This is a genomic window from Frankia sp. BMG5.60, assembly GCF_059428125.1.
Genome location: NZ_CM182091.1, coordinates 3734601 through 3756758, shown reverse-complemented (window position 1 = coordinate 3756758; position 22158 = coordinate 3734601). Strand labels below are relative to the sequence as shown.

The following is a 22158-nucleotide window of genomic DNA, read 5'->3' as shown; positions in this document are numbered from 1 at the left end:
TCGCTGTTCCCCACAACCGTAGCGAGACACTGATCACCTGACCACCCCCGACGGATCCTTGACGTCCGCGACGCCAGCCCGACGATCAGGCCACCCGGAAGGACCACCTTGGCCGCCTCGCGCTCTTCCTCCCGCATCTCGTTCGCTAAGATCATCGAGCCCCTCGAGGTCCCGGATCTCCTTGCTCTTCAGACGCAGTCCTTCGATTGGCTGATCGGTAGTGACGCCTGGGCGGAGCGGGTTCAGGAGGCCATCGACTCGGGCCGGGACGATGTTCCGATCACCTCCGGTCTGGAGGAGGTCTTCGAGGAGATCTCCCCGATCGAGGACTTCTCCGGCTCCATGTCCCTGTCCTTCCGGGACCACCGGTTCGAGCCGCCCAAGTACTCCGTGGAGGAGTGCAAGGACAAGGACATGACCTTCTCGGCCCCGCTGTTCGTCACGGCCGAGTTCACCAACAACACCACCGGTGAGATCAAGAGCCAGACGGTGTTCATGGGCGACTTCCCGCTCATGACCCCCAAGGGCACCTTCGTCATCAACGGGACCGAGCGTGTGGTGGTCAGCCAGCTCGTCCGGTCGCCGGGGGTGTACTTCGAACGCAGCCTGGACAAGGCGTCGGACAAGGACCTGTACTCCTGCAAGGTGATCCCGTCGCGCGGGGCCTGGCTCGAGTTCGAGATCGACAAGCGGGACACGGTCGGGGTCCGGATCGACCGCAAGCGCCGGCAGTCGGTGACGGTCCTGCTCAAGGCGCTGGGCTGGGACGAGGCGCGCATCCTCGAGCGGTTCGGCGACTTCCCGTCGATGCGCATCACCCTGGAGAAGGACCACACGGCCAGCCAGGACGACGCGCTGCTGGACATCTACCGCAAGCTGCGCCCGGGCGAGCCGCCGACGCGGGAGTCGGCGCAGACCCTGCTGGAGAACCTCTTCTTCAACCCCAAGCGCTACGACCTGGCGAAGGTCGGCCGCTACAAGGTGAACAAGAAGCTCACTCTGGAGATCGCCCACGACGTCGGCGTCCTCACCGAGGATGACATCGTGCGCACGATCGAGTACGTCGTCAAGTTGCACGCGGGCGCCGACCCGGCCGAGTACGAGGTCGACGACATCGACCACTTCGGCAACCGGCGGCTGCGCACGGTCGGCGAGCTGATCCAGAACCAGGTCCGGCTGGGGCTCGCCCGGATGGAGCGGGTCGTCCGCGAGCGGATGACCACCCAGGACGTCGAGGCGATCACGCCGCAGACCCTGATCAACATCCGGCCGGTCGTCGCCTCCATCAAGGAGTTCTTCGGCACCAGCCAGTTGTCGCAGTTCATGGACCAGACCAACCCGCTGGCCGGCCTGACCCACAAGCGCCGTCTGTCGGCGCTGGGCCCCGGCGGTCTGTCCCGGGAGCGGGCCGGCTTCGAGGTCCGCGACGTGCACCCCAGCCACTACGGCCGGATGTGCCCGATCGAGACGCCGGAAGGCCCGAACATCGGCCTGATCGGCTCGCTGTCGACGTTCGCGCGGGTCAACCCGTTCGGCTTCGTCGAGACGCCGTACCGCAAGGTCGTCAACGGCCGGGTTACCGACCAGATCGACTACCTGACCGCGGACGAGGAGGACCGGCACGTCAAGGCACAGGCCAACACGCCGCTGAGCCCCGACGGCACGTTCGCCGAGGACCGCGTGCTGGTCCGCCGCAAGGGCGGTGAGGTCGAGTTCATCCCGCCGGACGAGGTCGACTACATGGACGTCTCGCCGCGGCAGATGGTGTCCGTGGCCACGGCCATGATCCCGTTCCTCGAGCACGACGACGCCAACCGCGCGCTCATGGGCTCCAACATGCAGCGCCAGTCGGTGCCGCTGCTGCGTTCCGAGGCGCCGCTGGTCGGCACCGGGATGGAGGCCCGCGCGGCCAAGGACGCCGGCGATGTGGTCGTCTGTGTCCAGGCCGGTGTTGTCGAGGACCTCTCGGCGGACTACATCACCGTCATGCACGACGACGGCACCCGGCGCACCTACCGGCTGGCGAAGTTCCGCCGGTCGAACCAGGGCACCTGCATCAACCAGAAGCCGATCGTGTTCGAAGGGGACAGGGTCGAGGCCGGCCAGGTCATCGCGGACGGCCCGTGCACCGACAACGGCGAGATGGCGCTTGGCAAGAACCTGCTGGTCGCCTTCATGCCGTGGGAGGGGCACAACTACGAGGACGCGATCATCCTGTCGCAGCGCCTCGTGCAGGACGACGTGCTGTCCTCGATCCACATCGAGGAGCACGAGGTCGACGCCCGGGACACCAAGCTCGGCCCGGAGGAGATCACCCGCGACATCCCCAACGTCGCCGAGGAGGTCCTCGCCGACCTCGACGAGCGCGGGATCATCCGGATCGGCGCCGAGGTCTCGCCCGGTGACGTCCTGGTCGGCAAGGTCACCCCGAAGGGCGAGACCGAGCTGACCCCCGAGGAGCGGCTGCTGCGGGCGATCTTCGGGGAGAAGGCCCGAGAGGTCCGCGACACCTCGCTGAAGGTGCCGCACGGCGAGTCCGGCAAGGTCATCGGCGTCCGGGTGTTCTCCCGCGAGGACGGCGACGAGCTGCCGCCCGGCGTCAACGAGCTGGTCCGGGTCTACGTCGCCCAGAAGCGGAAGATCACCGACGGCGACAAGCTCGCCGGCCGGCACGGCAACAAGGGCGTCATCGCCAAGATCCTCCCGCAGGAGGACATGCCGTTCCTCGAGGACGGCACGCCGGTGGACATCGTGCTCAACCCGCACGGCGTCCCCCGCCGGATGAACATCGGCCAGATCCTGGAGACCCACCTCGGGTGGGTGGCCAAGACCGGCTGGCAGGTGGACGCCGGCACCGAGGACTGGAAGGAGCGGCTGCGCGGGATCGGGGCGGACTCGTCCACCCCCGGGACCAACGTGGCCACGCCGGTCTTCGACGGCGCCCGCGAGGAGGAGATCACCGGTCTGCTCGACTCCACCCTCCCGAACCGGGACGGGGTCCAGCTCATCGGCTCCTCCGGCAAGGCCACGCTGTTCGACGGCCGCACCGGCGAGCCCTACCCCTACCCGGTGGCGGTCGGCTACATCTACATCCTCAAGCTGCTCCACCTGGTCGACGACAAGATCCACGCCCGGTCGACCGGCCCCTACTCGATGATCACCCAGCAGCCCCTGGGTGGTAAGGCGCAGTTCGGTGGCCAGCGGTTCGGCGAGATGGAGGTGTGGGCGCTGGAGGCGTACGGCGCCGCCTACGCCCTGCAGGAGCTGTTGACCATCAAGTCCGACGACGTCGTGGGCCGAGTCAAGGTCTACGAGGCGATCGTCAAGGGCGAGAACATTCCGGAGCCCGGCATCCCGGAGTCGTTCAAGGTGCTCATCAAGGAGATGCAGTCGCTGTGCCTCAACGTCGAGGTCCTCTCCAGCGACGGTGTGCAGATCGAGATGCGTGACACCGACGAGGACGTCTTCCGTGCGGCGGAGGAACTCGGGATCGACCTGTCCCGGCGGGAGCCGAGCAGCGTCGAGGAGGTCTGAGCGGGCGCCGGGGGCCCGATCCGTCCGCCGTGAGGCGGCGGCGGACCCCCGGCGGTCCATCCGACTCCAGCGTCCCGACCGAGAAAGAGAGAGCAGGCGACAGTCTTGCTGGACGTCAACTTCTTCGACGAACTGCGCATCGGTCTTGCCACCGCGGACGACATCCGTCAGTGGTCGCACGGTGAGGTCAAGAAGCCGGAGACGATCAACTACCGCACCCTGAAGCCGGAGAAGGACGGGCTCTTCTGCGAGAAGATCTTCGGTCCGACCCGGGACTGGGAGTGCTACTGCGGCAAGTACAAGCGGGTCCGGTTCAAGGGCATCATCTGCGAGCGCTGTGGCGTCGAGGTCACTCGCGCCAAGGTGCGCCGTGAGCGCATGGGGCACATCGAGCTGGCCGCCCCGGTCACCCACATCTGGTACTTCAAGGGTGTGCCGAGCCGGCTCGGCTACCTGCTGGACCTGGCGCCGAAGGACCTCGAGAAGGTCATCTACTTCGCCGCCTACATGATCACCAAGGTCGACATCGAGGCGCGGCACCGCGACCTGCCCACCCTCGAGGCCCGCATGGGCGTCGAGAAGCAGCAGCTCGAGGACAAGAAGAACGCCGACGTCGAGACCCGGCAGAAGCGGCTCGAGACCGACCTCGCGCAGCTCGAGGCCGAGGGCGCCAAGGGCGACGCGCGGCGCAAGGTCCGCGAGTCGGCCGAGCGCGAGATGCGCCAGATCCGCGACCGCGCGCAGCGCAAGATCGACGATCTGGACCGGGTCTTCGACCGCTTCAAGAACATGAAGGTCCAGGACCTGGAGCCGGACGAGCTGCTCTACCGCGAGCTGCGCGACCGGTTCGGCCAGTACTTCGACGGCGGCATGGGCGCCGAGGCGCTGCAGCGCCGGCTCGCCGACTTCGACCTGGCCGCGGAGGCGGAGTCGCTGCGCGAGACCATCCGCAGCGGCAAGGGGCAGAAGAAGGCCCGTGCGCTCAAGCGGCTCAAGGTCGTCTCGGCGTTCCTGAACACCCGCAACTCCCCGATGGGGATGGTGCTCGACTGCGTTCCGGTGATCCCGCCGGACCTGCGGCCGATGGTGCAGCTCGACGGCGGCCGGTTCGCCACGTCCGACCTCAACGACCTGTACCGCCGGGTGATCAACCGGAACAACCGGCTCAAGCGGCTGCTCGACCTCGGCGCGCCCGAGATCATCGTCAACAACGAGAAGCGGATGCTGCAGGAGGCCGTCGACGCGCTGTTCGACAACGGCCGCCGCGGCCGGCCGGTCACCGGCCCGGGTAACCGTCCGCTGAAGTCGCTGTCCGACATGCTCAAGGGCAAGCAGGGCCGGTTCCGCCAGAACCTGCTCGGCAAGCGGGTCGACTACTCCGGCCGGTCGGTCATCGTCGTCGGTCCGCAGCTCAAGCTGCACCAGTGCGGTCTGCCCAAGCAGATGGCGCTGGAGCTGTTCAAGCCGTTCGTGATGAAGCGCCTGGTGGACCTCAACCACGCGCAGAACATCAAGTCGGCGAAGCGGATGGTGGAGCGGGCCCGCCCGGTCGTCTGGGACGTGCTCGAGGAGGTCATCACCGAGCACCCGGTGCTGCTCAACCGGGCGCCGACCCTGCACCGCCTCGGCATCCAGGCCTTCGAGCCGCAGCTCGTCGAGGGCAAGGCCATCCAGATCCACCCGCTGGTCTGCACGGCCTTCAACGCCGACTTCGACGGTGACCAGATGGCGGTGCACCTGCCGCTGTCCGCCGAGGCGCAGGCCGAGGCGCGGATCCTGATGCTGTCGAGCAACAACATCCTCTCGCCGGCGTCCGGCCGGCCGCTGGCGATGCCCAGCCTCGACATGGTCACCGGCGTGTTCCACCTGTCGACGCTGGCCGAGGGCGCCGTCGGGGCGGGGCGGGCGTTCTCCTCGGTCGCCGAGGCCCAGATGGCCTACGACGCCCGGGAGATCGCGCTGCAGGCGCAGATCAGCGTCCGGCTGCGCGACACCACCCCGCCGTCGGACTGGGTGCCGCCGGCCGACTGGGTCACCGGGGACGTGTTCACCCTGGAGACCACGTTCGGCCGCTGCCTGCTCAACGAGGCGCTGCCGGAGGGCTACCCCTTCATCAACGCCCAGCTCAACAAGAAGGCCCAGGCCGCGATCGTCAACGACCTGGCCGAGCGGTATCCGAAGATCCAGGTCGCGGCGACCCTGGACGCCCTGAAGAGCGCCGGTTTCTACTGGGCCACCCGGTCCGGGGTCACCGTCGCGATCGAGGACGTCGTCGCGCCGCCGAACAAGGCCGAGATCCTCGACGACTACGAGCAGCGGGCCGACCGGGTGCAGAAGCAGTTCGACCGCGGCTTCCTGTCCGACGAGGAGCGCCGCAGCGAGCTGGTGCAGATCTGGACCGAGGCGACGAACAAGATCGCCGAGGCGATGGAGAAGAACTTCCCGCAGACCAACCCGGTCTACGTGCTGGTCAACTCCGGAGCCGCCGGAAACATGATGCAGATCCGGCAGCTCGCCGGCATGCGTGGCCTGGTCTCCAACCCGAAGGGTGAGATCATCCCGCGGCCGATCAAGGCGAACTTCCGCGAGGGCCTCACCGTGCTCGAGTACTTCATCTCGACCCACGGTGCCCGTAAGGGTCTCGCCGACACCGCGCTGCGGACCGCCGACTCCGGCTACCTGACCCGCCGGCTCGTCGACGTCAGCCAGGACGTCATCGTCCGCGAGGAGGACTGCGGCACCGAGCGGGGCATCCTGACCCGGATCGCCCGGCGCGGCGCTGACGGCGTGCTCGTGCGCGACCGTTACGCCGAGACCTCGGCGTACGCGCGGACGCTCGCCTCCGACGCCGTCGACGAGCACGGCGAGATCATCGTGCCCGCCGGCACCGACGCCGGGGACGTGGCGATCGGCCAGATCATCGAGGCCGGCATCGAGTCGGTCCGGGTGCGTTCGGCGCTGACCTGCGAGTCCCGGATGGGGGTGTGCGCCCAGTGCTACGGGCGTTCGCTGGCCACCGGCAAGCTGGTCGACGTCGGCGAGGCCGTCGGGATCGTCGCCGCCCAGTCCATCGGCGAGCCGGGCACCCAGCTCACGATGCGTACCTTCCACAGCGGTGGTGTCGCCGGTGATGACATCACCCAGGGTCTGCCGCGTGTCGTCGAGCTGTTCGAGGCCCGTAGCCCGAAGGGCAAGGCGCCCATCACCGAGGTCTCCGGTCGGGTGAAGATCGAGGAGACCGAGAAGACCTTCAAGGTCGTGGTGGTGCCGGACGACGGCAGCGAGGAGATCGCCTACCCGGTCTCGCGGCGCTCGCGCCTGCGGGTCCGCGAGGGCGACCGCATCGAGGTCGGCAACCAGGTCGTCGACGGTGCCGTCGACCCGCACGAGGTGCTGCGCATCCTCGGCCCGCGCCAGGTCCAGCTCCACCTGGTGGACCAGGTCCAGGAGGTGTACCGGTCGCAGGGTGTGTCGATCCACGACAAGCACATCGAGATCATCATCCGCCAGATGCTCAAGCGGGTGAACGTGCTGGAGTCCGGCGAGACCAACCTGCTGCCCGGCGAACTGTGCGAGCGGGCCCGGTTCGAGTCGGAGAACCGCCGGGTGGTGGAGTCCGGCGGCCAGCCGGCCTCGGCCCGCCCGGTGCTGATGGGGATCACCAAGGCGTCGCTGGCCACCGAGTCGTGGCTGTCGGCGGCCTCCTTCCAGGAGACGACCCGAGTGCTCACCGACGCGGCGATCAACGCCCGGTCGGACTCGCTCGTCGGCCTGAAGGAGAACGTCATCATCGGCAAGCTCATCCCGGCCGGCACCGGCATCTCCCGGTACCGCAACATCCGGGTCGAGCCGACCGAGGAGGCGCGCGCCGCGATGTACTCCGTCGGTGCGTACGAGGACGGCGGCAGCGTGGAGTACGGCGCGTTCGGCACCGGCTCCGGCCAGGCCGTCCCGCTGGACGAGTTCGACTACCGCAGCTCGGGCGACTTCCGCTGATCGCGAGCCCCTGAGCCGACCCGCCGGCCCGGTGTCCCCCGTCCGGGGACACCGGGCCGGCGGCGTTCCAGGCCCGACTCCGCGCCGTGTCCGCGCCGGTTTCTTGCCGTTCTGGGGGGACATCTCGGACGCGGAGCCCCCCAGAACGGCAAGGAAGTCGGACCGGGATGGCCGAGATGACGATGGCTGACCGACGAGTGGGGGCTGATGATGGACTGGGCCGCTATCCGGCGTCTGCACGCGATCTACGAGGATGAGGCGGTCCTCGTGCTCGACAAGCCTGCCGGCATCTCGGTCATGGGGGAGCGGCACGACACCGACCTCGTCCAGCTCGCGGCCGACACCGGCGAGGAGCTGTTCCCCGTGCACCGGATCGACAAGGTCACCTCGGGAGTCGTGCTCTTCGCCAAGGAGCTGGGCTTCCACGGCGACCTGACCAGGCAGTTCCAGCAGCGCACGGTCGCCAAGCGCTACCTCGCGCTGACCCGCACCCGTGGCCTGCCCGCGGCGGGGACCATCGACCTGCCGCTCAGCGTCGGCCGCAAGAGCCGGGTCCGGGTTGCCGCGAACCGCGCCGACATCACCGCGTCCCTGCTCGGGTCCGAAGACGCGCCTGCGTCCGGCCATCCGCTCGCGTCCACAGAGGGGACGGACGAGGGGCACTGGTCCGTCCCGCCCGGAGCGGTCTTCGGGCACGTACGCACCTATCCCTCGGTCACCACGTTCGCCCGCCTCTGGGAGGGCGGCGAGCACACCCTGCTCGTCGCGACGCCGCAGACCGGACGGCGCCACCAGATCCGGGTGCACCTGGCCTGGATCGGCCATCCGATCGACGGCGACCCCCTGTTCGACAAGGCGCCGGCGACCCGCACCTTCCTGCACTCCTGGCGGCTCGCCTTCGACGCCGCCTGGGCCGGCGGCGCGCGCATCGAGGTCGAAGCGCCGCCCGACGCCGACTTCCTCGCCCCCGTCGGCGACCGGCTACCCGCCGACCTGCTCGAGGACGCTCGACGCTAGGGCAGCCCCGCAGGGGTTCCTTCCCGTCCGCTTGTCACATTCCGTGACGTCCGGCGGTGTGACGGAGGCGGGTCGCGAGACGGGCGACGGCTCGGGCGATGGGGCGGATGCGTGGGAGAGCGCCTTCCTGTCTCTTCCACAGGGTTCGGTACCCGATATATCCCTGTGGAAGAGACAGGTGGGGCCGCTCCCAGGTCATCGGGCCGGTCGTGGTGCCGGCGCGGCGTGCGTGTCGCGGCGCGAGGACGGCGTCGGACCGACTGCTCCGGGACTCCGGCGTCACTGGTCGGCGTAGGCCGCCTCGTGGAGCTCGCCGTATACCCGGACCAGGTCGGGTAGCTGGTAGTGGGCGTTGAGACCGCTGGGGTTCGGCAGCAGCCAGATGCCGGCGGGGCCCAGGGGCTCCGGCTGCCGACCGACCTGCGCACGGCGCCGGCCGAAGCCGACCCGGTAGGCGGCCAGGCCGAGGAAGGCCACCCAGGGAGGCGAGATCCGCTCGACGAGCTCGGTGAGCCGGGCGACACCGGCCCGCACCTCGTCGTCGCTGATCTCGTCGGCGCGGGCTGTGGACCGGTTGACGAGGTTGGTGATGCTGATGCCGCGGCTGGTCAGCTCGGCGGTCTCGCTGGGGTGCAGCCGGCGTGGGGTGAACCCGGCGAGGTGCAGGACCGGCCACAGCCGGTTGCTCGGCGTGCCGAAGTGGAAGCCGGTCGCCCCGGACTCCAGGGACGGGTTGATCCCGCACAGCAGCACGGTGGTCCGCGGGGCGAGGAGGTCGGGGACCGCGGTGTCATAGGCGGCGAGCAGCTCGGCCCGGGTCGGCCGGGCGGGTGGGGCGGCCGGCGGCTGCGAGCCAACTGCGTCAAACATGTCCTCGTGGACCTCCGGTGCCGGTATCGTGCTGTCTCGTACAGCGTGCCAGGCCCAGTGCCACGGATGTACCAGTGCGCGGATGTACCAGAACCATGGATGGACCAGGGCCGAGGGGTACCAGGGACGCGGAGGACCCCGGGTCCCGGTGCTCGGCTCGCTGCCTTCGGTGCTGATGCCGGAGTCCGGCCGCCCCGCCATGCGGGTAGTGGATTGTCGGCTCCGGTGGGCCCGTTCGACGCGGGCCGGGTCGGGCCCGTTCGACGCGGGCCGGTGGGATTCCCGGGCTTTGTCGGGTTCTGGGCGATTGCGAGTTTCGGGGCCCGCCGGCGCGGCTGTGTCGCGTGCGACGGCCGCGCCCGCCGTCCGAGGTCGTGGGCTTGTGGGGCTGCGGTGTCTGCGTCGGACGTCGGCCGATACCCCGTTCGACACGTGACGCGGCCGTGGAGTACTGTTGATTCCTGTGGCCGGAGTCCACGTGACTCCGGCGTGCGTCTTGCACTTCGATGTGGCGCCGTGGTGCCTGGCGGGTTGACGTAAAGTCACCGCCCGGGTGTCCGTCGGCGACTGTCGGGCTCGGTTCCGCGAAGCGGCCGGGCGGGATGGCGCGCTGTCCACCGCGGATGGATCAATCGAATTCTTGATCCTTTTCGGGCGAAACGGCGCGACACGCCCGACCGCGTGGGTCGGAGAAGCCGGTCGAGGCCACCGCGGTGGCCCTGGTGCGGTTCGCAAGGAAAGCAGGTAGGCCGGCGTACCGGTCTGGTTGCCCAAGGCAGTACGACGAGGCGTCACAGGAACGGGAGCGGCGTTGCCCACGATCCAGCAGCTGGTCCGCAAGGGCCGGCAGGACAAGGTCGAGAAGACCAAGACCCCGGCACTCAAGGGGAGCCCTCAGCGTCGTGGTGTGTGCACCCGCGTCTACACGACCACCCCCAAGAAGCCGAACTCGGCGCTGCGCAAGGTCGCGCGTGTCCGGCTGAACAGCGGGATCGAGGTCACCGCCTACATTCCCGGCGTCGGCCACAACCTGCAGGAGCACTCGATCGTCCTGGTTCGCGGCGGTCGAGTGAAGGACCTTCCGGGCGTTCGCTACAAGATCGTCCGAGGCGCTCTCGACACGCAGGGCGTCCGTAACCGCAAGCAGGCTCGTAGCCGCTACGGCGCGAAGAAGGAGAAGGGCTGATGCCGCGCAAGGGGCCCGCGCCCAAGCACGCCGTCGTGGTCGACCCGGTGTACGGGTCGCCGCTGGTGACCGCGCTGGTGAACAAGGTGCTGATGAGCGGCAAGAAGTCGGTCGCGGAGCGCATCGTGTACGGCGCGCTGGAAGGCGCGAAGAACAAGACCGGCAACGACCCGGTCGTCACGCTCAAGCGGGCGCTCGACAACGTCAAGCCCACCCTGGAGGTGCGCAGCCGCCGGGTCGGTGGCGCCACCTACCAGGTGCCGGTCGAGGTTCGCGCCGGCCGCAGCACGACTCTCGCTCTGCGCTGGCTCGTCGGCTACTCCCGGGCTCGTCGTGAGAAGACGATGACCGAGCGGCTGATGAACGAGCTCATCGATGCGAGCAACGGCCTCGGCGCCAGCGTGAAGCGCCGGGAGGACACCCACAAGATGGCGGAGTCCAACAAGGCCTTCGCCCACTACCGGTGGTAGTTCGACATGGCATCTGACGTACGTTCCTCGCTGGCCAGTACCCGCAACATCGGGATCATGGCCCACATCGACGCGGGCAAGACCACCACGACCGAGCGCATCCTCTTCTACACCGGTGTGAACTACAAGATCGGTGAGGTTCACGAGGGCGGCGCCACGATGGACTGGATGGAGCAGGAGCAGGAGCGGGGGATCACCATCACCTCCGCGGCCACCACCTGCATCTGGCGCGACCACACCATCAACATCATCGACACGCCCGGCCACGTCGACTTCACGGTCGAGGTCGAGCGGTCGCTGCGCGTCCTCGACGGCGCCGTGGCGGTGTTCGACGCCGTCGCCGGCGTCGAGCCGCAGAGCGAGACGGTCTGGAAGCAGGCCGACCGGTACAACGTGCCGCGGATCGCCTTCGTCAACAAGATGGACCGGGTCGGCGCCGAGTTCCACCGCTGCGTGGACATGATGGTCGAACGGCTCGACGCGACGCCGGCCGTCATCCAGCTCCCCTGGGGCGTGGAGTCCGACTTCCGCGGCGTCATCGACCTGATCCGGATGAAGGGCCTCCTCTGGCAGAGCGAGGACAAGGGCGCTTCCTACGAGACCGTCGAGATCCCGCGGGACCACCTGGAGGCCGCGCAGGAATGGCGCGACAAGCTCCTGGAGACGGTCGCGGAGAACGACGACGAGCTCATGGAGCTCTACCTCGAGGGTGAGGAGCCCTCCGAGGAGCAGCTCATGGCCGGCCTGCGGCGCGGCACCCTCGCCAGCAAGCTCAACCCGGTGCTGTGCGGCTCCGCGTTCAAGAACAAGGGCGTCCAGCCCATGCTCGACGCGGTCGTCGACTTCCTGCCGAACCCGCTGGACATCGGCACCACCATCGGCCACTCCGTCAGCGACGAGGACGCCGAGGTTCGCCGCGAGCCCAGCGAGGACGAGCCGTTCTCGGCGCTCGCCTTCAAGATCATGAGCGACCCGTACGTCGGCAAGCTGACCTACATCCGGGTGTACTCCGGCAAGCTGACCGGCGGCTCGCCGGTGCTGAACTCGACGAAGGACCGCAAGGAGCGCATCGGGCGCATCCTGCAGATGCACGCCAACCACCGGGAGGACCGGGAAGGCGTCACTGCGGGGCAGATCGTCGCCGTGGTGGGACTGAAGAACACCACCACCGGGGACACTCTGTGCGACCCGAACGCGCCGGTGATCCTGGAGTCGATGACCTTCCCGGCGCCGGTCATCCACGTCGCGATCGAGCCGAAGACGAAGGCCGACCAGCAGAAGCTGGGTACCGCGATCCAGCGGCTCGCCGAGGAGGACCCGACCTTCCAGGTCCGGACCGACGAGGAGACCGGCCAGACGATCATCGCTGGCATGGGTGAGCTGCACCTCGACGTGCTGGTCGACCGCATGCGCCGTGAGTACGGCGTCGAGGCGAACGTCGGCAAGCCGCAGGTGGCCTACCGGGAGACCATCCGCCGCAAGGTGGAGAAGATCGACTACACCCACAAGAAGCAGACGGGTGGCTCCGGTCAGTACGCTCGAGTGATCATCAACCTGGAGCCCTCCGGCGGCGACGGCGGCGGCTACGAGTTCGAGAACAAGGTCACCGGTGGTCGCATCCCCCGGGAGTACATCCCGTCGGTCGACGCCGGCTGCCAGGAGGCCATGGAGTTCGGCGTGCTCGCCGGCTACCCCCTGGTCGACGTCAAGGTCACCCTCCTGGACGGCCAGTACCACGACGTGGACTCGTCCGAGCTCGCTTTCAAGATCGCCGGCTCGATGGCGTTCAAGGACGCGGCACGCAAGGCCGACCCGGTGCTTCTCGAGCCGCTGATGGCCGTCGAGGTCACCACGCCCGAGGACCACATGGGCGACGTCATCGGCGACCTGAACTCCCGCCGCGGACAGATCCAGGCGATGGAGGAGCGCGGCGGTTCTCGGATCGTGCGTGCCCAGGTGCCACTGTCGGAGATGTTCGGCTACGTCGGCGACCTGCGGTCCAAGACGTCCGGCCGGGCCAGCTACTCGATGCAGTTCGACTCCTACGCCGAGGTTCCCGGGAACGTCGCCAAGGAGATCATCGCCAAGGCGAGGGGGGAGTGACCGCCCTCGTGGCGTGAGCACCTCCCCGACCTGACTACACAGCACGACACCACCCGTCCTTGGAGGGACACCCGTGGCGAAGCAGAAGTTCGAGCGGACGAAGCCGCACGTCAATATCGGCACCATCGGTCACATCGACCATGGCAAGACCACGCTGACCGCGGCGATCACCAAGGTCCTGCACGACGCGCACCCGGACCTCAACCCCTTCACGCCGTTCGACCAGATCGACAAGGCGCCGGAGGAGAAGGCCCGCGGTATCACGATCTCGATCGCGCACGTCGAGTACCAGACCGACAAGCGGCACTACGCGCACGTCGACTGCCCCGGGCACGCGGACTACATCAAGAACATGATCACCGGAGCCGCCCAGATGGACGGGGCGATCCTGGTGGTGTCCGCGACCGACGGCCCGATGCCGCAGACGAAGGAGCACGTGCTCCTCGCGCGTCAGGTCGGCGTGCCCTACATCGTCGTCGCGCTGAACAAGGCCGACATGGTCGACGACGAGGAGATCCTGGAGCTCGTCGAGCTCGAGGTTCGCGAGCTGCTCAGCTCGTACGAGTTCCCGGGCGACGACGTTCCGGTCATTCGCGTCTCCGCGCTCAAGGCGCTGGAGGGCGACAAGGAGTGGGGCGCCAAGCTCCTCGAGCTCATGGCCGCGGTCGACGACTCGATCCCCGAGCCGCAGCGTGACATCGACCGGCCGTTCCTCATGCCGATCGAGGACGTCTTCACGATCACCGGTCGTGGCACGGTCGTCACCGGCCGCGTCGAGCGTGGAATCGTCAAGGTCAACGAGACCGTGGAGATCGTCGGCATCAAGCCGGAGACCACCACGACGACCGTGACCGGCGTCGAGATGTTCCGCAAGCTGCTCGACGAGGGGCGTGCCGGCGACAACGTGGGCCTGCTCCTGCGCGGCATCAAGCGCGAGGACGTCGAGCGCGGCCAGGTCATCGTCAAGCCCAAGACGATCACCCCGCACACGGTGTTCGAGGCGCGCGTCTACATCCTGAACAAGGACGAGGGCGGCCGCCACACGCCGTTCTTCAAGAACTACCGGCCGCAGTTCTACTTCCGCACCACCGACGTGACCGGCGTCGTGACCCTCCCCGAGGGCACCGAGATGGTCATGCCGGGCGACAACACCGAGATGACGGTCGAGCTCATCCAGCCGATCGCCATGGAGGAGGGTCTGCGCTTCGCCATCCGCGAGGGTGGCCGGACCGTCGGCGCGGGCCAGGTCACGAAGGTTCTCAAGTAGTGGCGGTGGGCGGTGGGTCCGGAGCCCCCGGGCCCACCGCCCACATTGCTGCCCGGGCGGCGCGATTGCCCTCACCACCCGGGCGGCCCGGCTGCCGGCGCCACCCGGCTGCCGACGTGGCAGGTAATCCGGCCCGAGCGTCGATCGATCGACGCGGGGCCGGCACGAGACAGCGGTAACCGGCAGATTCCCTTCGCCGGCGGCGGGGCACGGGCCTCGCGCCACCGGCGGCGGCGTGGATCTACGGGCGGTGACCCGGTAGCGGTACCGGCCGGACGAGACAGACAGGACAGGCGAAGCCCACCATGGCGGCACAGAAGATCCGCATTCGGCTCAAGGCCTATGACCACGAGGTCATCGACAGCTCGGCGCGGAAGATCGTCGAGACGGTGACCCGGACGGGTGCGCAGGTCGCGGGACCGGTGCCGCTGCCGACGGAGAAGAACATCTACTGCGTCATCCGGTCGCCGCACAAGTACAAGGACAGCCGCGAGCACTTCGAGATGCGGACGCACAAGCGGCTGATCGACATCCTTGACCCGACGCCGAAGACGGTCGACTCGCTGATGCGGCTCGACCTCCCCGCCGGTGTCGACATCGAGATCAAGCTGTAAGAGGGGCCGGCGCAGTCATGCTCATCCGCAACTACAGAGGGCTCCTGGGCACCAAGCTCGGGATGACCCAGGTATGGGACGCGAACAACCGCGTCGTGCCGGTCACCGTCATCAAGGCCGGACCCAATGTCGTCACGCAGGTCAAGACGCCTGACTCGGACGGATACTCGGCCGTCCAGCTCGGTTACGGCGAGATCGACCCGCGTAAGATCAACAAGCCGGCCCGTGGGCACTTCGCCACGAGCGGGGTGACGCCGCGGCGCCACCTCGTCGAGCTGCGCACCGCCGACGCCGCGAACTACCGGCCCGGCCAGGAGCTGACCGGCGAGGTGTTCGTCCCGGGGGCCGTCGTCGACGTCACCGGCACCTCCAAGGGCAAGGGCTTCGCCGGTGTCATGAAGCGCCACGGCTTCAAGGGCCTGGGCGCCGGGCACGGCGTCGAGCGCAAGCACCGCTCGCCGGGTTCGGTCGGCGGCTGCGCCACCCCCGGCCGCGTCTTCAAGGGCCTGCGCATGGCGGGCCGGATGGGCCACGCGCGCACCACCACGCCGGGCCTGACCATCCACGCCGTCGACACCGAGCGTGGCTTTCTGCTGGTGAAGGGCGCGATTCCCGGCCCGGACGGCGGCCTCGTCTTCGTGCGCAGCGCGGCCAAGCGCCCGGCGCCCGAGGCGATCGCCCCGACCGCGACCGTCGGCGCCGGTGAGGAGGTCTCGGCATGAGCCCGGTGGCGACCGCATCCGATCCGGATGCCACCACCACGCGCACCGTCTCGGTGCACGCGCCGAACGGCGGCGACGGTGGCAGTGCTGAGCTGCCCGGTGGCGTGTTCGACGTGCCGCTGAACGTCCCGCTGATCCACCAGGTCGTGGTCGCGCAGCTCGCGGCGGCCCGACAGGGCACCCACGCCACCAAGACCCGCGGCGAGGTCCGCGGCGGTGGTCGCAAGCCGTACCGGCAGAAGGGCACCGGCCGCGCCCGGCAGGGCTCACTGCGCGCTCCGCAGTTCACCGGCGGTGGCGTTGTGCACGGCCCGACGCCGCGCAGCTACGACCAGCGCACCCCGAAGAAGATGAAGGCCGCCGCGCTGCGCGGCGCGCTGTCCGATCGGGCGCGCAACAACCGGGTCCACGTCGTGTCCTCGCTGGTCTCCGGCGAGGCGCCGTCGACCAAGGCCGCGGTGACGGCGCTGCGCACGGTCGCGGACACCCGCCGCGTGCTGGTGATCGCGAGCCGCAGTGACGAGCTGACCTGGAAGAGTCTGCGCAACGTCGCGGCGGTGCACCTGCTCGACCCGGGGCAGCTCAACACCTACGACGTGCTGGTGAGCGACGACGTCGTCTTCACCGAGGAGGCGCTGGCCGCGTTCCTCGCCCGCGACAGCCGCCCGGCGTCGCCCGCCGCGGCCGGGGCGGAGGAGAACAAGTGATTCCCGACCCGCGTGACGTGATCCTGCGGCCGGTCGTCTCCGAGAAGAGCTACGGCCTGCTCGACGAGAACGTCTACACCTTCATCGTGCACCCGGACGCGAACAAGACCCAGATCAAGCTCGCGGTCCAGCAGATCTTCAGCGTGCGCGTCCTGCGGGTGAACACCATCAACCGGCAGGGCAAGCGCAAGCGGACCAAGCACGGCTGGGGACACCGGTCCGCGACCAAGCGGGCCCTGGTGAGCCTGGCTCCCGGTGACACGATCGAGATCTTCGGAGGCCCCGGTGCCTGAGCGCGTGCGCCGCGCCGCGGCGGCGGCCCACCGGTCGACGGGCCAGGGACGGTAGGAAGCCATGGGAATTCGTAGGTACAAGCCGACGACGCCGGGGCGTCGCGGCGCGAGCGTGGCCGACTTCGTCGAGATCACCCGTGACCACCCGGAGAAGTCGCTGGTCCGCCCGCTGCACTCGAAGGGCGGACGCAACGTCCACGGCCGGATCACCACCCGACACCAGGGCGGCGGCCACAAGCGGGCCTACCGGATCATCGACTTCCGGCGGGACAAGGACGGCGTGCCGGCGAAGGTCGCGCACATCGAGTACGACCCGAACCGCACGGCCCGCATCGCACTGCTGCACTACGCCGACGGCGAGAAGCGCTACATCATCGCGCCGGTCAAGCTCAAGCAGGGTGACCAGGTCAGCTCCGGGGTGGGCGCCGACATCAAGCCCGGTAACGCCCTGCCGCTGCGCAACATCCCGACCGGCACCGTGGTGCACGCCATCGAGCTGCGTCCCGGCGGCGGCGCGAAGATCGCCCGTAGCGCCGGCGCCAGCGTGCAGCTCGTCGCGAAGGACGGCCCCTACGCCCAGTTGCGGATGCCCTCGGGCGAGATCCGCAACGTGGACGTCCGCTGCCGCGCCACCGTCGGCGAGGTCGGCAACGCCGAGCAGAGCAACATCAACTGGGGTAAGGCCGGCCGGATGCGCTGGAAGGGCCGCCGGCCCACCGTGCGTGGTGTCGCGATGAACCCGGTCGACCACCCGCACGGTGGTGGTGAGGGCAAGACCTCCGGTGGTCGCCACCCGGTCAACCCGAAGGGCCGTCCGGAGGGGCGGACCCGCGCCAACCACAAGTCGTCCGACGCGCTCATCGTGCGTCGTCGCAAGCAGAACAGGCGGCGGTAGTGACCTCACGCACCCGGACCCCGGCGCCCGTGAGCCCGCCGTCCGCCCCCCGTACCCACCGGATCTGAGCAGGAAGGAGGAGACACAACCATGCCACGCAGTCTGAAGAAGGGCCCGTTCGTCGACGACCACCTGCTCAAGAAGGTGGACGTGCAGAACTCGAAGGGCACCAAGCACGTCATCAAGACCTGGTCGCGGCGCTCCACCGTGATCCCCGACATGCTGGGGCACACGATCGCCGTGCACGATGGCCGCAAGCACGTCCCGGTCTTCATCACCGAGGGCATGGTCGGGCACAAGCTCGGCGAGTTCGCCCCGACCCGGACGTTCCGCGGCCACGTCAAGGAGGACCGGAGGTCGCGCCGTGGCTGACGATCTCGTCGAGGGCGTGACCCGAGCCGGTCTGCCGGGCGCCAAGGCGTCGGCCCGCTACGTGCGGGTCTCGCCGACGAAGGCTCGCCGGGTCGTCGACCTGGTGCGCGGCCGGTCGGTCAGCGAGGCGCTGGACATCCTCCGGTTTGCCCCGCAGGCGGCCAGCGACGACGTGTACAAGGTCGTCGCCAGCGCCGCGGCGAACGCCGAGAACAACCACAGCCTCGACCCCGCCACCCTGTGGGTGGGCGAGGTCTACGTGGACGAGGGGCCGACGCTCAAGCGCATCCGGCCCCGCGCCCAGGGCCGGGCCTACCGGATCCGCAAGCGCACCAGCCACATCACCGTCGTGGTGGAGAGCCGGGAGCCGGTCTCCGCGGCCGGTCGGGGCGCGAAGACGACTAGGAGGGCCCGGTAGTGGGACAGAAGGTCAACCCGCACGGGTTCCGGCTTGGCATCACCTCGGAGTTCACCTCCCGCTGGTACGCCGACAAGCAGTACAAGGCGTACGTCGGCGAGGACGTGAAGATCCGCAAGATGATGTCGCGGGGCATGGAGCGGGCCGGTATCAGCCGGGTCGACATCGAGCGGACCCAGGGTCGGCTGCGGGTGGACATCCACACCGCGCGTCCGGGCATCGTGATCGGGCGCCGCGGCGCCGAGGCCGACCGCATCCGCGGCGACCTGGAGAAGCTCACCGGCAAGCAGGTGCAGCTCAACATCCTCGAGGTCAAGAACCCCGAGGTCGACGCGCAGCTCGTCGCCCAGGGCGTGGCCGAGCAGCTCTCCAGCCGCGTCAGCTTCCGCCGCGCCATGCGCAAGGCGATGCAGACGGCGATGAAGGGCGGCGCCAAGGGCATCCGGGTCCAGTGCTCGGGTCGCCTCGGCGGCGCCGAGATGAGCCGGTCGGAGTTCTACCGCGAGGGCCGGGTGCCGCTGCACACCCTGCGGGCGGACATCGACTACGGCTTCTACGAGGCCCGGACGAACTTCGGCCGCATCGGCGTGAAGGTCTGGATCTACAAGGGCGACATCGTCCAGAGCCGGGCCGAGCGCGAGGCGCAGGAGGCGCTGCAGCGTCAGACCCGTCGGGACCGCCCGCGCCGCGGGCCGCGTTCCGGCTCGTCCGGCACCACGCAGGGCGGTACCGACGCCGGTCGCGCCGCGGCGCGCAGCGAGCGCCGGGGTCGTGGCGGGAACGCGCCGGCCCCCGAGACCGCTGCCCCCGAGACCGCTGCACCTGAGACGACCGCAGCTGAGACGACCGCACCTGAGTCGACCGCACCCGAGACCACCGCGCCCGAGGCCGCGCCGTCGCAGGCCCCGGCGGCCGAGCCGACCGCGCCCGCCACCGCCGCGACCGAGTCGGCCGCCACGCCGGCCGCCGCCGCGACGACGGGCACTCCGGAGAAGGCGGAGGAATAGATCATGCTGATTCCCCGGAAGGTCGCGCACCGCAAGCAGCACCACCCCGGGCGGACCGGTGCGGCCAAGGGCGGAACCCGCGTCACGTTCGGTGAGTACGGGATCCAGGCCCTGGAGTCGGCCTACGTGACGAACCGGCAGATCGAGTCGGCGCGTATCGCGATGACCCGCCACATCCGCCGTGGCGGCAAGGTCTGGATCAACATCTACCCGGACCGCCCGCTGACCAAGAAGCCCGCCGAGACCCGGATGGGTTCCGGCAAGGGCTCGCCCGAGTGGTGGGTCGCGAACGTCAAGCCGGGCCGGGTGCTGTTCGAGCTGTCCGGAGTCGCGGAGCCCGTGGCCCGGGAGGCGATGCGGCGCGCGATCCACAAGCTGCCGATGAAGTGCCGTTTCGTGGTTCGTGAAGGTGGTGCGTGATGGCTGTCGCTACCGCGGACGAGCTGCGGAGCCTGTCGGGCGACGAGCTCGTCGACAAGCTCCGGGAGGCCAAGGAGGAGCTGTTCAACCTCCGGTTCCAGGCGGCGACCGGGCAGCTTTCCAACAACCGGCGGCTGCGTGCCGTGCGGCGTGACATCGCCAAGATCTACACGGTGATGCGCGAACGGGAGCTGGGTATCACCGGCGATCCGGCGCTGGTCGCCGGTGCGGCGGACGATGACGCGACGCAGTCGGAACGGGCGTGAGGGCAGTGGCAGACGAGACGGCCTCCCAGGAGGCTTCGCAGAACACCGAGGCGGCGGTCACGGACCGCGGCTTCCGCAAGGTCCGCGAGGGCCTCGTGGTCAGCGACAAGATGACCAAGACCGTCGTGGTCGCGGTCGAGGACCGCGTGCAGCACCCGCTGTACGGCAAGACGATCCGCCGGACGAAGAAGGTCAAGGCGCACGATGAGGCCGGCACCGTCGGTGTCGGCGACCGCGTGCTGCTGATGGAGACCCGGCCGTTGTCGGCCACCAAGCGGTGGCGGGTCGTGCAGGTCCTGGAGAAGGCCAAGTAGTTCCGGGGCGAGGCAGCCCCAGGGGCAAGTCGGCCCCGTGGGCGAACCAGCCCCCGGCGCCCGGGTGACCGGGTCCGATGCAGTACCGGTTGATCAGCGGTACCGGGTGATCAGGAGCGGAAAGTGATTCAGCAGGAGTCGCGACTTCGGGTCGCCGACAACACCGGAGCGCGGGAGATTCTCTGCATCCGGGTGCTTGGCGGCTCTGGGCGTCGTTACGCGGGGATCGGCGACATCATCGTCGGCACGGTCAAGGATGCCCTGCCCGGCGCCGGCGTGAAGCGCGGCGACGTGGTCAAGGCGGTCGTGGTGCGCACCACCAAGGAGCGCCGGCGGCCGGACGGCTCCTACATCCGTTTCGACGAGAACGCGGCGGTGCTCATCCGGGACGGTGGTGACCCCCGAGGCACCCGCATCTTCGGGCCGGTCGGCCGGGAGCTGCGTGACAAGAAGTTCATGAAGATCATCTCGCTGGCGCCGGAGGTGCTGTGACCGTGGCCACTTTGAAGATCAAGAAGGGTGACACGGTCCAGATCATCACCGGCAAGGACCGCGGCCTGAAGGGGAAGGTCATCCGGGCCTACCCCGAGCTGAACAAGGTCCTCGTCGAGGGCGCGAACCGGATCACCCGGCACACCCGCGTCCAGCAGAGCTCGCGGGGCTCGCAGTCCGGGGGCATCGTCACCCAGGAGGCGCCGATCCACGTGAGCAACGTGATGATCGTCGACCCGTCGGACGGACGGCCCACCAGGATCGGGTACCGCATCAACGAGGACGGCACCAAGGTCCGCATCTCCCGGCGCACCGGCGCCGAGCTGTAGGCCGAGCGAGCAGTCGAGCAGTTGGGAATCGAGATCAAATGACTGTGACCACCGAAGACCGGACCACCGGTGCTCGCCCGGTTCCACGGCTCAAGCAGCGGTACCGCGACGAGATCGCCCAGGGGCTGCGGGAGGAGTTCTCCTACCGCAACGTCATGCAGATCCCCGGCGTCGTGAAGGTCGTCGTCAACATGGGCGTCGGCGACGCCGCCCGGGACGCGAAGCTCATCGACGGCGCCGTGCGCGACCTCGCCGCGATCACCGGCCAGAAGCCGGCCGTCCGGCGGGCGAAGAAGTCCATCGCCCAGTTCAAGCTGCGCGAGGGCATGCCGATCGGGGCGAAGGTGACCCTGCGCGGCGACCGGATGTGGGAGTTCCTCGACCGCCTGGTCTCCATCGCGCTGCCGCGCATCCGTGACTTCCGCGGGCTGTCGCCGAAGCAGTTCGACGGCGCGGGCAACTACACGTTCGGCGTCACCGAGCAGTCGATCTTCCACGAGATCGACATCGACCGGATCGACCGGGTTCGGGGCATGGACATCACGGTCGTCACCACCGCGACCACCGACGACGAGGGCCGGGCGCTCCTGCGGGCGCTGGGCTTCCCCTTCCGGGAGAACTAGACAGATGGCCAAGAAGGCACTGATCGAGAAGTCGAACCGCAAGCCGAAGTACGCGGTGCGCGGCTACACGCGCTGCCAGCGTTGCGGCCGCTCCCGCTCCGTGTACCGGGTCTTCGGACTCTGCCGGGTCTGCCTGCGGCAGATGGCGCACCGCGGCGAGCTGCCCGGCATCACCAAGAGCTCCTGGTAGACGGGAGCAGCCCGGTAGACACGGGAGCAGCCCGGTAGACCGCTCCACCTCCG

23 protein-coding genes are annotated in these 22158 nt (G+C 69.2%); 22 read left to right on the top strand and 1 reads right to left on the bottom strand.

Annotated elements, in window-relative coordinates:
• Positions 1-108: 108 nt before the first annotated feature.
• From rpoB to AC5R91_RS15155, 3 genes are all read left to right on the top strand, one after another.
• The gene (rpoB, locus tag AC5R91_RS15165; protein ID WP_011602294.1) at positions 109-3534 is read left to right on the top strand and encodes a DNA-directed RNA polymerase subunit beta; all 3426 of its coding nucleotides are present in this window, start codon (positions 109-111) and stop codon (positions 3532-3534) included.
• 105 nt (positions 3535-3639) lie between these two features.
• Entirely contained in the window at positions 3640-7530 is a 3891-nt protein-coding gene (locus AC5R91_RS15160; RefSeq protein ID WP_495397767.1) for a DNA-directed RNA polymerase subunit beta', read from the top strand.
• Between the two features lie 207 nt (positions 7531-7737).
• The gene (locus tag AC5R91_RS15155; protein ID WP_495397766.1) at positions 7738-8547 is read left to right on the top strand and encodes an RluA family pseudouridine synthase; all 810 of its coding nucleotides are present in this window, start codon (positions 7738-7740) and stop codon (positions 8545-8547) included.
• A 279-nt stretch (positions 8548-8826) separates the two neighbouring features.
• On the opposite strand, the gene mug is transcribed toward AC5R91_RS15155, so the two are convergent.
• On the bottom strand, positions 8827-9417 hold the full coding sequence (gene mug / locus AC5R91_RS15150) for a G/U mismatch-specific DNA glycosylase (protein ID WP_495397765.1): 591 nt from the start codon (positions 9415-9417) through the stop codon (positions 8827-8829).
• An 811-nt stretch (positions 9418-10228) separates the two neighbouring features.
• On the opposite strand from mug, the gene rpsL reads away from it, so the two are divergent.
• The 19 genes from rpsL (at position 10229) to AC5R91_RS15055 (ending at position 22105) form a co-directional block, all read left to right on the top strand.
• Complete coding sequence (rpsL, locus tag AC5R91_RS15145) at positions 10229-10603, top strand: 30S ribosomal protein S12 (RefSeq protein WP_009740532.1); 375 nt, start codon at positions 10229-10231, stop codon at positions 10601-10603.
• Positions 10603-11073, top strand: a complete 471-nt coding sequence (rpsG, locus tag AC5R91_RS15140; protein WP_101832667.1) for a 30S ribosomal protein S7 — start codon at positions 10603-10605, stop codon at positions 11071-11073. The genes rpsL and rpsG overlap by 1 nt, the downstream gene beginning before the upstream one ends.
• Before the next feature lie 6 nt (positions 11074-11079).
• Positions 11080-13176, top strand: a complete 2097-nt coding sequence (gene fusA, locus AC5R91_RS15135) for an elongation factor G (protein ID WP_495397764.1) — start codon at positions 11080-11082, stop codon at positions 13174-13176.
• A gap of 73 nt (positions 13177-13249) precedes the next feature.
• Positions 13250-14443, top strand: a complete 1194-nt coding sequence (tuf, locus tag AC5R91_RS15130; RefSeq protein WP_009740529.1) for an elongation factor Tu — start codon at positions 13250-13252, stop codon at positions 14441-14443.
• A 305-nt stretch (positions 14444-14748) separates the two neighbouring features.
• Positions 14749-15057 (top strand): 30S ribosomal protein S10, encoded by a 309-nt coding sequence (gene rpsJ, locus AC5R91_RS15125; RefSeq protein ID WP_007514815.1) that lies wholly within the window; start codon positions 14749-14751, stop codon positions 15055-15057.
• 17 nt (positions 15058-15074) lie between these two features.
• A complete protein-coding gene (rplC, locus tag AC5R91_RS15120) occupies positions 15075-15779 on the top strand; it encodes a 50S ribosomal protein L3 (RefSeq protein WP_495397763.1) in 705 nt (234 codons plus the stop codon).
• Positions 15776-16486: a 50S ribosomal protein L4 gene (rplD, locus tag AC5R91_RS15115; protein WP_495397762.1), complete on the top strand. Its 711-nt coding sequence runs from the start codon at positions 15776-15778 to the stop codon at positions 16484-16486. The genes rplC and rplD overlap by 4 nt, the downstream gene beginning before the upstream one ends.
• A complete protein-coding gene (rplW, locus tag AC5R91_RS15110; RefSeq protein ID WP_009740526.1) occupies positions 16483-16779 on the top strand; it encodes a 50S ribosomal protein L23 in 297 nt (98 codons plus the stop codon). The genes rplD and rplW overlap by 4 nt, the downstream gene beginning before the upstream one ends.
• Positions 16780-16840: 61 nt before the next feature.
• On the top strand, positions 16841-17674 hold the full coding sequence (gene rplB, locus AC5R91_RS15105; RefSeq protein WP_009740525.1) for a 50S ribosomal protein L2: 834 nt from the start codon (positions 16841-16843) through the stop codon (positions 17672-17674).
• Between the two features lie 90 nt (positions 17675-17764).
• Positions 17765-18046, top strand: a complete 282-nt coding sequence (gene rpsS, locus AC5R91_RS15100; RefSeq protein ID WP_009740524.1) for a 30S ribosomal protein S19 — start codon at positions 17765-17767, stop codon at positions 18044-18046.
• Positions 18039-18464 (top strand): 50S ribosomal protein L22, encoded by a 426-nt coding sequence (gene rplV / locus AC5R91_RS15095; protein WP_044884204.1) that lies wholly within the window; start codon positions 18039-18041, stop codon positions 18462-18464. The genes rpsS and rplV overlap by 8 nt, the downstream gene beginning before the upstream one ends.
• Positions 18464-19471, top strand: coding sequence for a 30S ribosomal protein S3 (rpsC, locus tag AC5R91_RS15090; RefSeq protein WP_495397761.1), 1008 nt, complete (start codon positions 18464-18466; stop codon positions 19469-19471). Before rplV ends, rpsC begins: the two co-directional genes overlap by 1 nt.
• 3 nt (positions 19472-19474) lie before the next feature.
• Positions 19475-19891, top strand: coding sequence for a 50S ribosomal protein L16 (gene rplP, locus AC5R91_RS15085; protein ID WP_009740521.1), 417 nt, complete (start codon positions 19475-19477; stop codon positions 19889-19891).
• The gene (rpmC, locus tag AC5R91_RS15080; protein ID WP_197537247.1) at positions 19891-20157 is read left to right on the top strand and encodes a 50S ribosomal protein L29; all 267 of its coding nucleotides are present in this window, start codon (positions 19891-19893) and stop codon (positions 20155-20157) included. The genes rplP and rpmC overlap by 1 nt, the downstream gene beginning before the upstream one ends.
• Positions 20158-20162: 5 nt before the next feature.
• Positions 20163-20471 carry a 30S ribosomal protein S17 gene (gene rpsQ / locus AC5R91_RS15075; protein ID WP_495397760.1) on the top strand — a complete coding sequence of 103 codons (309 nt, stop codon included), beginning with the start codon at positions 20163-20165 and terminating at the stop codon, positions 20469-20471.
• 123 nt (positions 20472-20594) lie between these two features.
• Positions 20595-20963: a 50S ribosomal protein L14 gene (gene rplN, locus AC5R91_RS15070; protein WP_009740518.1), complete on the top strand. Its 369-nt coding sequence runs from the start codon at positions 20595-20597 to the stop codon at positions 20961-20963.
• Between the two features lie 2 nt (positions 20964-20965).
• A complete protein-coding gene (gene rplX, locus AC5R91_RS15065; RefSeq protein ID WP_495397759.1) occupies positions 20966-21292 on the top strand; it encodes a 50S ribosomal protein L24 in 327 nt (108 codons plus the stop codon).
• A gap of 38 nt (positions 21293-21330) precedes the next feature.
• Complete coding sequence (gene rplE / locus AC5R91_RS15060; RefSeq protein WP_495397758.1) at positions 21331-21915, top strand: 50S ribosomal protein L5; 585 nt, start codon at positions 21331-21333, stop codon at positions 21913-21915.
• Positions 21916-21919: 4 nt separating this feature from the next.
• On the top strand, positions 21920-22105 hold the full coding sequence (locus AC5R91_RS15055) for a type Z 30S ribosomal protein S14 (protein WP_011602308.1): 186 nt from the start codon (positions 21920-21922) through the stop codon (positions 22103-22105).
• Positions 22106-22158 lie beyond the last annotated feature (53 nt).